The sequence below is a fragment of the Actinomycetota bacterium genome (assembly GCA_040905475.1).
Classification (GTDB): Bacteria; Actinomycetota; AC-67; order AC-67; family AC-67; genus DATFGK01.
On the sequence record JBBDRM010000011.1, the window covers coordinates 1 to 12,724 of the forward strand.

Sequence of the window (12,724 nt, forward strand, 5' to 3'; positions counted from 1 at the left end):
GCGTGGACCTCAGCGATGTCACCTACGAGGTCAACGGACAGACAAGGACGGTGGATCAGTACATGGCCGACGGCGCGACCAACGCCATCGGGTTCATGCACGACGGCGAGTTCGTGTACGACGCATATCAGAACGGCTTCACGGAGGACACCCGTCACCAGATGTGGTCGGTTACCAAGTCCGTGACCACGTCACTGGTGGGGATCGCCGTCGGCGAAGGGCGTATCGACTCCATCTTCGACCCGATCGGGAAGTACATCCCGGAGACCGCCGGCACGGCGTGGGAGGGCACCACCGTCGAGGATCTGCTCCAGATGGAGTCGGGCATCTACTGGGTCGATGTCCCTGTGCACCAGCCCGAAGAGCTGATCCTGATGGGACTCGACTTCCACACCAACGGCTTGTACGGGATGACCCGCAACGATTACCTGTTGCAGCTGACCCGGGTCTCCGAGGCGGGCGCGTACTACCGGTACAACAGCGCCGACGCCCAGATGCTGACGTGGTTGCTCGAGAACGTCTACGCCGAGTCGTACTCCACGATCCTGTCCGAGAAGCTGTGGCAACCGGCGGGGATGGAGGACGACGCGCTGATCATGGTCGATCGGGAAGGCCACGCCTTCGCTTCCATGGGCCTGTTCGCCACGACGAAGGACATGGTTCGCTTCGGGGAGCTGTTCCGCAACGGCGGCCGGAACCTCGACGGCGAGCAGGTCGTGCCAGAGGCTTGGGTCGAGGCCTCTCACGATTACTCTGAGGAGACCGGAGGTCCGCGCGGCTACATGTGGCCGGAGTGGTCCGACGGCTACACCGCGTCGGGTTACGGACACCAGCGAGTGAGCGTCGCTCCCGCGCTGAACATGACCGGCGTGCGCTTCGGTAACGATCCGGTGGACAGCATCGCTCCGAAGGAGTGGGAAGCGGTCTACCTCGCGGTGGCCGCCGCACTCGCCGGCGGGTAACGCGCGAACGCTTCGAGATCTGTCGTCCTAACGGGACAGCTTTTGAACCCGCCGGAATCTCTAGTACGGCTCGCCTCCCATTCAAGACTCGCCTACGACCAGATCCACGAGCGTCGCCACGAATGCTTCCGCGGTCAGCCCGCCGGGTGAGCGGCCGAAGAACGTCTGCGAAAGATGATAGCCGGTGAGCGCGTACAGCACGACCGCAGCGAGCGCGTCGGCATCGCGTGAGGGGATGGCGCCGGCTTCCATCCAGCTCGCCAGGCGCCTGGACCGAAGCTGGAGGTTGCGGGCGACGAGGAGCTTGCCGAGGTTCTCGCGCGAGGCGCCGAGGTGCTCGCGTTCGCGCCCGAGAAGAATCATCAGAGGCTGGATCCGTCGGAGGTTGTCGAGGCGCTGCCGGAGATCCCGCGCGAAGGCAGCGCGAACGTCGCCTCCCGTTTCGTGGAGTTCCGGTCCGAGGTCGCGTTCGGCATCGATTCGCTCGACCTCCCGGTCGACGACCGCTCTTAGGACGTCCTGCTTGGAGCGGAAATGGCGATAGAAGCTCCCGCTGCCCGGCGATAACTCGGCCGCAGCCTCGATCTGGGTGACCGTCGTGCCGACGAACCCCTGGCGGAGGAACAGCTCCCACGCGGCATCGAGGATCCGAACCCGAGTCGGCACCGACATCGAGCCGAACTGTACGGCCTCCCTTCGCTTGAGCGTTGCAAGAACCTTCTTGCATAACCTAAAATGCGCGCATGGCCTGGGTCCGGATATCTCTCGCCGATGCTCTCACGGCTGCCCTCGCCCTTGCACTCGTGCTGGCGGTGCCTCAACCGAGCGTCGCATTCGAGATTCCCGTGGTGAGCCTCGATCCCAATAAGGGAACCCGAGACGGCTCGCCGGTCGATAATCTCCCCGACAACATCCGCCTGCTCGACATCCAGCTACCCAATGGCGGCGCACCGCAGCGAGCGGACTGGTCCCCCGACGGTGAGCGCCTGTTGGTCCTCGACGCGCCGATCGGAGACTTGTGGGAATACACCCTGGCCACAGGAGCCACCACCAACTTGACCGAGCAATACGTCCCCGCCGGCGTTCTTCGCGCCCACCACCTGAGCAACGGCGACGTCGTCATGTGCGCACTGACCCAGCGCAGCGCCGAGGACCCCGAGGGCGACCGGTTCCGGGGCCGGCTGTGGATCCTCCAGCAGCCCCTCGGCACTCGGGCCCCGGTACCCCTGGGTGAGACCTGCTGGGAGGGGATCGCCTTGTCCAAGCACCCGGATTCCACTCGCATCGCGTGGAATCAGTCGACCATCGACTTCACGAAGGTGCCCGACGTGTTCGTCGAGGCCCTCATGGGGGAGTCGAAGATCCTGACAGGGCGAATCGTCTACGGTAGCGACGGTACACCCACGATGGCCGATCGGTCCGTTGTCCTCGACAAGCACGACGTCTCGCTCGACACCCCCGCCGTCGAAGCGCAGGACTTCAGGTCGCTCGACGACGGCGACGCCGATCCCGATGACGAGCTCATCTTCACCGCGTACTTCCACAATGGCGGCCAACCGATGGGCGTCAACCTAGACACCGGTGCGGTCACCGACTACGCGCCAACCTCCCTGTTCTACGAGGAGGCCGAGGGCATCGATCCCGCGGGTGGCTACGTGCTGGTCGAGCGGGACCTCACGATCACGCTGTTTCCCGGACAGCTCGACATCTGGCGGCTTTCCCTGGATGGCTCAGGGGCTCTCGAGCGACTCACCACGTTCGACTACTACAAGGGTTACGGCGCCAACAACCCGGTCGTATCGCCCGACGGCACGCACATGGCCTTCGGACTCAAGATCGAGGGCGAGGAGGGCGAGGGCGACGGCATCCTGCTCATGGACTTCACGGCGTGAGGCCGGAGGCGAGAGCGAGCCGCGTCTGGAGACTCGTCGGAGTGTTCATCGTAATGACGAAGCCGTTCGCGTCCGCACTCGCTGCTCCGCTCCACCCCGAAGCCGCAGCCGCGTTCGATGAGATCGATTTCCTGCACGCGCCGTTCGAGATGCGACGGGTACTCGACTGGGGCGACCGACCCAACTGGTCACCCGACGGGAGACGTCTAGCCTTCACCGAGTTCGACACGAAGGATGGTCCCGCATACCAGCTCGACCTAGCTAGCGGTGAGGTGCGATGTCTGACCTGCCGCTGGGGCCCGAAGGGGCTCGTTACACGCATATACCACCTTCCAGATTCGAGCTTCCTGATCGAAGCCGGCCGGGACCTGGGGAACAGCAGCTCGGAGGAAGGCGGCGGCAGCCGCACCGGCCTTCTGACGACGGAGCTCTACTGGATGCCCCCGTCGGCTGCGACGCCGCCTCAGCCCTTGAACGTGGACGCGTCCGGGGAGGTGGCGATCTCACCGAGGACCACGCCCGGCGGAGGCTTCCGGATCGCGTGGTCATTGGTCTTCACCCTCGGTCAGATGATGACCGGCGAGCTGGTGCACGACGGATCGCGCGCCGCCGTCACCAGCCGGCGAACGATCCGTCCGAAGCCGGCGCCGGCGCCGCTCGGCGGCTACGGCGAGCCGTACGATTTCGCCCGCGACGACGAGGCGCTGACGTTCTGGGGGTTCGAGCCGACCCTCGATGGCGAGATGTTCGAGATCGACGTGAGCACGGGGGCGGTGCGGCACCTCTACCAGCATCCGTCGCACAACGAGACGCATCTGCTTCCGAACGAACGCTTCGGTCTCGAGGAGTCGAACCGCGCCTCGGATCCGGACGGGCTCCTACGCGGCATCAGCGGCTTTATCGCCGGAGTCCCCGGTGTCGGAGGGCCCTTCGATCTCTTCGTGATCGCGCTCGACGGTTCCAACCACGTTCGCAGGCTGACACACGTGAGCGACATCGGGGGCCAGGCCAACCAATCCGTGCCGGCGCCGGACGGCCGTCGTGTCGCCTTCGTGCTCGACGCGCCGTCGAGCGGACCGCATGCGGGTATGGGGGGACTCTACGTAGGCGAATTCAAGACGTGATCGGCGGTGCAGTCGGGAAGGGGGGATTTGGACCCCCGGCCTCCACGTCCCGGACGTCCCACCAAACCATCCCGGTTCCCCCGAACCGCCCGATCGCCTGGACAGCTCTTCAATTTCTGCGCTCCCAGGTCCAAGATGGACCCGTCGTCCGGCAGCCGATCGGTGGGAACGATGGAGGAGCGCGGTGGCGGCCGCGGATCTCGGGGGCGCCGTATCGTCTTGGTGTCGACCATCGTCGCCCTCGTCGCGGCCGCCGGCGTCAGCGTTGTCCTGATCCGGCGCGAACCGGCGCGGCGCGCCAAACCGGTGTCGCTCCGGGTAGACCCGGCGCTTTCGCCGGTCACTCGGATGGTTGAAGGGCTGGACGACGCCGATCCGGCCCGTCCCGTCGGCCGTATCGCGACCGCCGATGGGATCGCCGGCGACCTCGTGCGCGGCGAGCTGATCGTGGGCGTCCGCGACCCCGCCCAGCTCGCCGGCTTGTTGCGGAGATGGAACGGCCGGGTCGTCGATCGGGTGGACGACGCCGCGCCCGGCGATCCGGTGGATCACCTGGTACGCGTTCAGCCGCCGGCCGCCGATCTCGCCCGCGCCGTACGAAACCTGACAAAGGTCGACCCCGAACTCAGTGGTGTGCTCCGCGCGAGCGACGCAGAGACGTTGGGGTTGATCGCGGTCGCGGCGAGCGAGTCGGTCGAGCACGGCATCGAGGTGTCTCTCAACGAGTTGAGTGACGCGGAGGCGATCTCCAACGGGACGAGCAACGAAGCCGCCAACCTCCCCGGCAATGCGTTCGACTGGTTCCACTTCTCCTCCGGCGGCGTGCACGATGTCGGCGTCGGCGCCGCGTGGCAGCTCCTCGAGGGGTACGGCAAGCTCGGCAACAAGGTGCGAGTGATGATCGCCGACGGGGGATTCAATCCGAACGCCGACTTCCCGCTCACGAGGAAGCTCCGCAAGGCGGACTGGGGCGACTCCAACCCGATGTCGTGCACGGGCGGCAACCCCTGTCCGTGGCACGGCACCCAGGTGACGCTCGTCGCGATGGCGCGCCACGACAACGGCTACGGGATCGCCGGCCCGGCCGGCCCGGTCGCAGAGCTCGTCGCCTACGAGAACTACCTGGAGCGCTGGACGAACCTGCGCCGAATGAAGGAGGTGGTGCGGGAGGAGCGTCCCGACGTCGTCAACATGAGCTTCACCTACCGGATATCGCTGTTCAAGGCGGCGTCGGAGGCGGCCGCCGACCGGCATTTCAAGGCGATGATCAATGCCGGTGCCGTCCTCGTGGCCGCCGCCGGCAACGACGGACGCAACGTCGATCAGGAGACATGCGGATTCGGAGAGTGCGGAGAGAACACCTTGTGGATCCCCTGCGAGAGCAAGCACGTCCTCTGCGTTGGGGGGACGGAACGCGTGAGCACGCTCCGACACGACGACTCGAACTACGGCAGCGACTCCGGGGATCGCACGGTTGAGATCTACGCCCCCTACTGCATGTACGTGATGAAGCAGCCGCAGTTCCCGCAAGGAAAGGACGCGTCTACCGGGTGTGGAACGAGCTATTCGGCTCCGTTCGTCGCCGGCGTCGCCGCGCTCGTCAAGGCGGCCAACCCCTCGCTCGACCCGGTGACGATCCGTGACGTGGTCACGGCGACGGCACACCCGGGCGGCGTCCTGCCCGAGTTCGCGTATCCCGACGCGAAGCAGCGACGGATCGACGCCCTCACCGCCGTTGCCTCCGCCCTCGGCGTGACGATCGGCCCGCCGAAGGTCGCGATCACTGCGCCGGGCCCCAACTCCGCGTTCGGGGTCGCCGAATGGATCGACCTGCAAGCGAGCGCGACGGACTTCGCCAAACGCAGCCTGCCGGTGTCGTGGCACATCGACGGCGAACGCGATCCCAGGATCAAGAACAAGAAAGGTGCGGCGAGCATCGCGCCGCTGCCGGCCGGCACCCATACCGTCACCGCGTCCGCATCCGACATCCGCGGGGTGTCGGGCTCGGCGACGGTCACGATCAACGTGGTGGATCAACCGCCGGTCATGACGATCGTCGCCCCGGCCGTCGGCCTCAAGCCGTATTCCACGCAGGCGATCGCGCTGATCGGCTCGTCCGGCGACCCAGATACGAACCAGCCGCTGAGCGACGCCGAGGTATCGTGGCGCGTGACCCCGAAAGGCGGCGGCGGGGTGCTGTTCAGCGTGCAGGGTCACATCGCCGCGATCCCCGCGAACCACATCGCGCCCGGTCAATACACGATCGTCGTGACCGGGAACAACGGCGGACCCGCGGGGTCGGCCACACGCGCGCTGGAGGTGCTCGCCGTCCCGCCGGGAGAGCACGTCCCCAACGCCGTGATCGCGCGTCCGGGCGACGGCCAGACGTTCGACGAGGACGCCACGATCACGTTCCAAGGGAGCGGCTTGGATCAGGAGGATGGATCCATCTCCGGAACGCGGTTCCGATGGGTGGCCGTCAGCGACCAGGGGACGGTGAAGGTGCTCTGCAGGGGCAGCGCGTTCCCGGGCAGCGGTGGCGGCGGGGGCGGCTTCGCGATCGAGAAGAGTTGCAAGGAGTTCACGGCGAAGCTCGGGCTGGACTTCGATCCGGCGACGCCGGGGACGACGACGTGGAGCGTGACGCTGGAGGTCGCCGATTCCGCGGGGCTGATCGGCCGGCGGACGCACGCCGTCGTCGTCACATTCTCCGAGGGCTGACGCCCTCGTCTACTACAGCCTTACGCCTACCTGGTGCACCGACCCACTCGTCTGGCTTTGGTGGGTATGACGCTGGCTGGTGCCGACGGCGCGTGTTGGCCAGCTTCGAAGCTAGACCGGGCCATCTCCGGACCAGCGTGGCCACATTTTCTGCTATAGTAGCCACATCATGGAGGTGGGGATCCGCGAGCTTAAGAACGGCCTCAGCCGGTATCTCAAACGGGTGCAGAAGGGCGAGTCGGTTGTCGTGACCCAACACGGCCGGCCGGTTGCTCGGATCGTGCCGGTCGGGGTTTCCGAGCACCTCGAACAGTTGATGTCCGATGCCAGGGTGACATGGTCGGGCCGCAGGTTCCGGCCACCTTCGAACGCGCCGCGCCCCAAGCCGGGGCACCCCGTGTCGGACTATGTCGGCGAGGATCGCCGCTGAACGTCTACGCCGACTCCAGCGCACTCGTCAAAGCCTTCATCGATGAACCGGGTCGTGACGAGCTACTCGAGATTATTGCCGGCGCGACGGTCGTCGTAACAGCTCGCCTCGCCTATGTGGAGACGCGTGCTGCGTTTGCTCGCGCGGCGCGGGAGCGTCGTCTAACCCGTTCCGAAGTCCGTTCGGCCTCCCGGGCCTTCGATCAGCGCTGGACCCAGTTGGCCATTGTCGAGCTCGACGACGCGCTTGCGCGCGAGGCCGCTGCCCTGGCCGATACACATCCCGTGCGTGCTTCAGACGCGATCCACCTGGCTGCCGCCGTAGCCGTCGCCGCCGATGAGTCGCACAACGTCACGTTTGCGTGTTGGGATGCGCGCTTGTGGGATGAGGCGAGCAAAACCGGCTTCATCATGGGTCCCGTCGGGAGGCCGGCGTAGCGTCTTTCGACGTCGAGAAGCACAGCCACTCGCCGAGGATGCCGTTTCTCTCGACGCCCGCGCCCGGAAAAGGTCCGCGGCGTCGCGGCTGTGGTTTTAGTTGGGGAACCACGTACGAGAGTGCGAGTCACTTCTCCTCTCCTGCTGGATGGAGTGGCCCGGTCGGTCGGCTTCGGCCAGGTGGGCGTATGCGTCGGCCCATGCCTCTCGCTCGAACGCGGCTCGCCCCGATCGGCGCCCGTCATGCCGACAGTCTGGCACACGGTGAAGATCGGGAGCGAGCGATTGCGGTCTCAGGCGAAGAACGCTGCTGCTTCGGGACCACCAGCGCCGATCATCCACATCTCCGCGATGCGGCCATCCTCGAAACGGTAGATGAAAGCGTCGTATTGCTCGAGCGTCTTTCCGTCGCGACCGAAGACCGCGCGCTCCCACTCTGCGGCCCAGTCACCCTCAGCGATCGCGAATAGCTGGTCCAGCTTCAAGTCGCCCTTGGTGATCTCGAGCTGGGCACGCACCCAGTTCGCGAATCCGCTCGCGCCTCGGTGATCACCGACGCCGGCGAAGGTGCCGCGGACGTGCATCACCATGTCCTCGGTGAAGAGCAGTTCGAGCGTAGCGATGTCCCCATCGAGTCCTGCCTGGGTCATGCGGCTGATCGTCTTGACGTTCTGGTGCTCTGCCATGGTTCCCCTCCTCCGGGACGCGGGGGCGAGGCGATCGCTCACCCTTCGCTTTCGCCTGATCGAAGCGTCGCTCACTTCCTTGCAGTGGTCAGAACGACGTTGACGTCGTCGCTAACAGTCCCGTCGTCGTTCACGAATGATCGCGATCCGGACACGAAGTCGTGTTCCAACGCGGCGCGACGGGCGTCGTCTATCCCTGCGACGGCGGCGGCTAACGGAGTGCTGTGGACGTATTGCCAGAGGAACTCCGCCGCGCTGGGAAACTTCAACGTCAGTTTCTCGGAGCGAACCTCGACGTCGCGGAATCCGGCGCCGCTCGTCAACCTCTCGAGATCGTTGGGTTGGTGCAGAGAGAAGACGACCTTCATGAACGCGCCCGTTTCCGGATTCACATGGCGCGCGAGCGCCTGCTCGAGGGTGGCGAAGAGCGCGGGTGTCGGCCCAACCGTTGCAATGGCCAGCCGCCCGTTTGCAACGAGGACGCGCCACATCTCCCGGAGTGCCGCTGATCTGTCGGGGACGAATTGCAGCCCCAGGGAGCTGACCACCACATCGAACGACCCGTCTGGGAGAGGCAACGATTCGGCGTTCGCCTCGTGCCACTCGATCGACGCGCCCGGCGAAGGAACCGAGCGGGCGACCGCCAGCATGCCGGGATTGACATCGAGCCCGGTAACGGTACCGCCAGAGCCGACTCGCTCAGCTGCGAGCCGCGTCACGACGCCGGTGCCGCATGCGATGTCAAGCACACGCTCGTCTCGACGAAGCCCGGCTGCGTTGAGGCACGACGTCGCGAAGGGCGATCCGATCGCCGGGACGAAGTACCGCTCGTAATTCTCGGGCGCACTGCCGCCGTACCGGCTGAATGAAACTGCTTCCGACTGGCTCACTGTGCTCCCCTCCTCTGCTGGACCTTGTTTTCGCCGCCACTGATAATGGGCTCGAGTATCGAGGGGAGAAGGGCACCTGGCCATGACGGCGAAACCGGGAATCCTGATCGAAACACCACAGTTGGCCCAGCCATGAGCGATGACCACCAGCAGCCGCTCGAACCGCTCGACGAAGCGTTGGAACGTGTCCGTCTCGATGGCTCGATCTTCATGCGTGCCGAGTACACGGAGCGCTGGGCGTTAGCCGACCAGGGTGGCCCGATGTTCGCTGCGATGATGCATCCGGGTGCGGAGCGCCTCGTGCTGTTCCACGTCGTCGCATCGGGAATTTGTTGGGTTTCCCTTACGCCGGAGGGCGAGCGCATTTGGGCCGGCGCCGGGGAGGTGATCGTCGTCCCGTACGGCGATCAGTTCGTGATGGGCGGCGTCGAGCCGGTTGAGCCCGTCTCCATCGTGAGCGTGGTCCCGATGCCTCCTTGGACCGAGATGCCGGTCGTTCGCTACGGGGAAGGCGGCGCCCAAACGGACATCGTGTGCGGCTGCCTGTATTCGGAGGATCCGTTGTTCGACCGCGACTTACGTGTCTTTCCTCCCGCGTTCGTGGTTCGACCATCGCCCGGTCCGGCCAGGAACTGGTTCGACGCCAGCATCACGTATGCGCTGGAGGGAACATCGAGTCACAGCCCTATTCGGTCCACGAAGTTGCCCGAGCTGCTGCTCGTCGAGGTCTTGCGGCTGCATCTTGCGAACGCCCCGGCTTCTCACGCCGGCTGGCTTGCAGGTCTGCGCGATCCGGTGCTCGCGCCGGCGATGAAGGCCATCCATGCCGCCCCCGAGCGAAAATGGACCGTCGCTGATCTGGGCGCGGAGGCAGCAGTGTCTCGATCCTTGCTCGACGAACGCTTCCGCGACGTCCTCGGTTTGCCGCCGATGCGCTACGTCAACGAGTGGCGCATGCGAGTCGCCCAAGATCTGCTCGCGAGTACAGAAGCGACTGCCGGGGCGATCGCGAGGCGCGTCGGATACGAGTCCGAAGAGGCGTTCAGCCGCGCGTTCAAGCGTGCACGCGGGCAATCTCCCAGTTTCTGGCGTGCGGAGCGATTGCCCGCGCATGCAAAGGGCGCGCGCGATACCGATTCCTGACCCGAACGCATCGGATTGCGGTTCGGCGGATTTCAGCCTCCTCTGGCGCCGATTTGTCAGGTGACGCTGTCCAGCGGACTGGACGCTCGATCGGCGAAATACCTTGCGATTTTCGATTTCAAAATGCAAACGGGTGCACACGAGCGATCGTGAAAATCGGCCCTCTGACCAGCGAAAACTTCAGTCGTCCTAAGTGGACAGCTTTTGAACCCTTCGGACGCCCTCCAGACGGCCGTCTCGGCTCTTGATAGGACGAAAGCTCCGTAGTTGAGTTCACGGGCACGCCCAGAAGGAAGACCGTGGAACCCATTCCGCCAACCCTCGTCTAACCGAACGAAGCCCGTTGAGCACAGCGAAGGAGGTCGGTTCTCGGTTGACGTGGCCCCTATTGACAGCGAAGCGTGGCAGGCGGATTCAAACTCCTCACGAGGGAGGCAACATGATGCGGATTCGGGGGCCGCTTCTGATTGTAGTTCTCCTAGGATTGATCCTGCCCGTCACCGATGCCCAGGCCCTGGTTTGCTACTCAGGAGAGCGAAATACGTTCGTTCGACGAACGGGATCGAATCTCTTTGAGAGCCGCGGAGTCAAGGGCCGCGTCCCGATTCGAAATAGTGCCCTCGGCGTGTGCCCGGGTTTCAGGGATCATCATGCCACCGTTCATATGCGTGGCATCGGCAACAACCAACTCGACGCAATCGAGATAGGCTGGTTCAAGGAGAACGATGGCAGCGGGGACGTCTACCGCGGGTTCATCGAGTACCAAGTTAATAGCGTCGCGATAGGTTACGGCGAGTTCGGCTGGAATTGCGCAACCAATACGTTCTTGACGCCGCACTCCGCGCGGTTCAAGACCTTCAATAGCTTGGGGCCCGGGGGCGAGACTTTCAATTGGGCTCTTTACTACGACGACGATAACAACGGCACCTACTGTCTTGTTGGCTCCTTCACCAACACAGTAATGAAGAAGGGGCTTGCGACGGGCGAGACTGGGATCTTCGGCGGCGATGACACGAACGCGTACGACCACTTCAACATTCTGTACTACGCGACTCAGCCCGCCGACGCCGGTTGGCTTTCATGGGGAGGCAATGCTTGGTATTCGACGCCTCCGAACTGCATCCCCGGTTGGGGTCGCCATCGGATCCACGACGACGACTACGAGATTCAGGTGGGATATCCATGTCCAGAGTGAGATACTGGTTCGCGGCTTCAAGTGGTCTGCTGCTGCTTGGCGTCGTAGCGTGCGGGCCCCAGCAGGCTCAGCGATCCTCCTCTGAATCTGCGTCGGGTGTCTCAAGTGGGTTTTCTAGCGGCGCCTGTGCCCGCATGGGCGGAATTGGAATCCAAGATTGGAATAATCCGATTGCCGGGGATCAGGTCGCCGTAATGGCACTCGCGGCCCCGCAGCTAGATTTTCCTCCACGGATGCCGAACGGGCTTGGTACCCCGCAGAAGATGCTTGTTACTCCCCCTGCATCGGAATCCTCGGGGAGCCCGCGAGGGCTGACACTGGTGTTCGACACCGCTAATTTCGGGAAGTTGCTGTTCCAGGAGTCTCTCTGGCAGGGGCCACCGGACTTCGCGAAGTTCGCCCAGGACACTGCAGCCGGCAACGTTGGCACGGGAGCGGCTGTTGGGGGAGATAAGCTTCCGTGCGGGCCGACATCTGAAGCGACGGCGTTGAAGAGCGGCGTGCCTGCTCTGTTGCTGCATCAGGCCGACGGAAGCAGGTATAGCGTGATGTGGGTCGAAGGCAATGTGCGGTATGACGTGGTGGCGCCAAGTCTTACACGTGATCAGGTCTTGGAGATTGCGAACGGAGCTTGGAGCTAGGTTCCTCGGGGTCACACGTCAACAGGAAGGTTGTGCTGGCCCTTGCCCCATAGGCCCTTGACCGTGTCGATGTCTTCGATCAGCAGGGGAACGCGTCTCGCGCTTGCTGTGCCCCTCTTAGTTGGTCTTGGCATAGTTGTTTGGTTGATTACTCGTCAAACAGGCGGACTAGATGTACGGAACCGAATAGACGTGGTGCGAGTTGCTATTGTGCCAATTCCAGAGGGAATCACCGCTCCGGTGTTCTCACGTGACGCGCGGGCCGGCGAGAAGCAACTGGCTCTTGTATTTGACGCCATCCCTGACCCGTTGCCGGCTGTGATTCCGCAGACCTGTTCCGTTGGGGTCAACATCGAGATATTCTTCGCGGACGGCACAGTTGTCACCTATGGCCCATGTCGTAGGCCGGCATCCATTGAGCGCCTACGGGAGGCGATCTTGAGAGTGCGTTAGTGACACGCTGCCGCCGATCCCTTCCTAATGCGGACCTTGGCGGGTAGGACTTGCCGCCTCTGGTGACCCGAGGAACCATTTGTTGCCTCGGCGCTGTCGGGAAGGGGGTGTGTGAAGACAGCGGATAGTGGACAGCCCGCCGCGATGATG

General features: G+C 64.5%; 12 protein-coding genes. 9 read left to right on the top strand and 3 right to left on the bottom strand.

Translation table 11 applies throughout. From position 1 onward, the window contains the following. The coding region (locus WEB06_01160) for a serine hydrolase (protein MEX2554221.1) at positions 1 to 962 on the top strand (962 nt) is incomplete at its 5' end. An 81-nt stretch (positions 963 to 1,043) separates the two neighbouring features. Here WEB06_01160 and WEB06_01165 read toward each other — a convergent pair. Further along, positions 1,044 to 1,628 carry a TetR/AcrR family transcriptional regulator gene (locus tag WEB06_01165; GenBank protein ID MEX2554222.1) on the bottom strand — a complete coding sequence of 195 codons (585 nt, stop codon included), beginning with the start codon at positions 1,626 to 1,628 and terminating at the stop codon, positions 1,044 to 1,046. 77 nt (positions 1,629 to 1,705) lie between these two features. Between WEB06_01165 and WEB06_01170 the strand changes: the two genes are divergently transcribed. The 5 genes from WEB06_01170 (at position 1,706) to WEB06_01190 (ending at position 7,566) form a co-directional block, all read left to right on the top strand. Further along, positions 1,706 to 2,854: a hypothetical protein gene (locus WEB06_01170; protein ID MEX2554223.1), complete on the top strand. Its 1,149-nt coding sequence runs from the start codon at positions 1,706 to 1,708 to the stop codon at positions 2,852 to 2,854. Positions 2,855 to 2,907: 53 nt separating this feature from the next. Then, positions 2,908 to 3,978 (top strand): hypothetical protein, encoded by a 1,071-nt coding sequence (locus WEB06_01175; protein MEX2554224.1) that lies wholly within the window; start codon positions 2,908 to 2,910, stop codon positions 3,976 to 3,978. A gap of 222 nt (positions 3,979 to 4,200) precedes the next feature. Continuing rightward, a complete protein-coding gene (locus WEB06_01180; protein MEX2554225.1) occupies positions 4,201 to 6,699 on the top strand; it encodes a S8 family serine peptidase in 2,499 nt (832 codons plus the stop codon). Between the two features lie 169 nt (positions 6,700 to 6,868). After that, on the top strand, positions 6,869 to 7,129 hold the full coding sequence (locus WEB06_01185; protein ID MEX2554226.1) for a type II toxin-antitoxin system prevent-host-death family antitoxin: 261 nt from the start codon (positions 6,869 to 6,871) through the stop codon (positions 7,127 to 7,129). Further along, on the top strand, positions 7,036 to 7,566 hold the full coding sequence (locus WEB06_01190) for a type II toxin-antitoxin system VapC family toxin (GenBank protein MEX2554227.1): 531 nt from the start codon (positions 7,036 to 7,038) through the stop codon (positions 7,564 to 7,566). Before WEB06_01185 ends, WEB06_01190 begins: the two co-directional genes overlap by 94 nt. Before the next feature lie 293 nt (positions 7,567 to 7,859). On the opposite strand, the gene WEB06_01195 is transcribed toward WEB06_01190, so the two are convergent. Then, a complete protein-coding gene (locus WEB06_01195) occupies positions 7,860 to 8,252 on the bottom strand; it encodes a nuclear transport factor 2 family protein (GenBank protein ID MEX2554228.1) in 393 nt (130 codons plus the stop codon). A 71-nt stretch (positions 8,253 to 8,323) separates the two neighbouring features. Beyond that, positions 8,324 to 9,142 (bottom strand): methyltransferase domain-containing protein, encoded by an 819-nt coding sequence (locus WEB06_01200; protein ID MEX2554229.1) that lies wholly within the window; start codon positions 9,140 to 9,142, stop codon positions 8,324 to 8,326. A gap of 132 nt (positions 9,143 to 9,274) precedes the next feature. Between WEB06_01200 and WEB06_01205 the strand changes: the two genes are divergently transcribed. From WEB06_01205 to WEB06_01215, 3 genes are all read left to right on the top strand, one after another. Further along, positions 9,275 to 10,285: an AraC family transcriptional regulator gene (locus WEB06_01205; GenBank protein ID MEX2554230.1), complete on the top strand. Its 1,011-nt coding sequence runs from the start codon at positions 9,275 to 9,277 to the stop codon at positions 10,283 to 10,285. Positions 10,286 to 10,724: 439 nt separating this feature from the next. Continuing rightward, the gene (locus WEB06_01210; GenBank protein MEX2554231.1) at positions 10,725 to 11,480 is read left to right on the top strand and encodes a hypothetical protein; all 756 of its coding nucleotides are present in this window, start codon (positions 10,725 to 10,727) and stop codon (positions 11,478 to 11,480) included. A 320-nt stretch (positions 11,481 to 11,800) separates the two neighbouring features. Next, positions 11,801 to 12,121 carry a hypothetical protein gene (locus tag WEB06_01215; GenBank protein ID MEX2554232.1) on the top strand — a complete coding sequence of 107 codons (321 nt, stop codon included), beginning with the start codon at positions 11,801 to 11,803 and terminating at the stop codon, positions 12,119 to 12,121. The last annotated feature ends 603 nt before the right edge of the window (positions 12,122 to 12,724 follow it).

Excerpts from the sequence above, each read along its gene's own strand:
- WEB06_01205 (MEX2554230.1), top strand. The coding sequence starts at position 9,275 with ATGAGCGATGACCACCAGCAGCCGCTCGAACCGCTCGACGAAGCGTTG.
- WEB06_01190 (MEX2554227.1), top strand. The coding sequence starts at position 7,036 with ATGGTCGGGCCGCAGGTTCCGGCCACCTTCGAACGCGCCGCGCCCCAA.
- WEB06_01170 (MEX2554223.1), top strand. The coding sequence starts at position 1,706 with ATGGCCTGGGTCCGGATATCTCTCGCCGATGCTCTCACGGCTGCCCTC.
- WEB06_01175 (MEX2554224.1), top strand. The coding sequence starts at position 2,908 with ATGACGAAGCCGTTCGCGTCCGCACTCGCTGCTCCGCTCCACCCCGAA.
- WEB06_01185 (MEX2554226.1), top strand. The coding sequence starts at position 6,869 with ATGGAGGTGGGGATCCGCGAGCTTAAGAACGGCCTCAGCCGGTATCTC.
- WEB06_01210 (MEX2554231.1), top strand. The coding sequence starts at position 10,725 with ATGATGCGGATTCGGGGGCCGCTTCTGATTGTAGTTCTCCTAGGATTG.
- WEB06_01195 (MEX2554228.1), bottom strand. The coding sequence starts at position 8,252 with ATGGCAGAGCACCAGAACGTCAAGACGATCAGCCGCATGACCCAGGCA.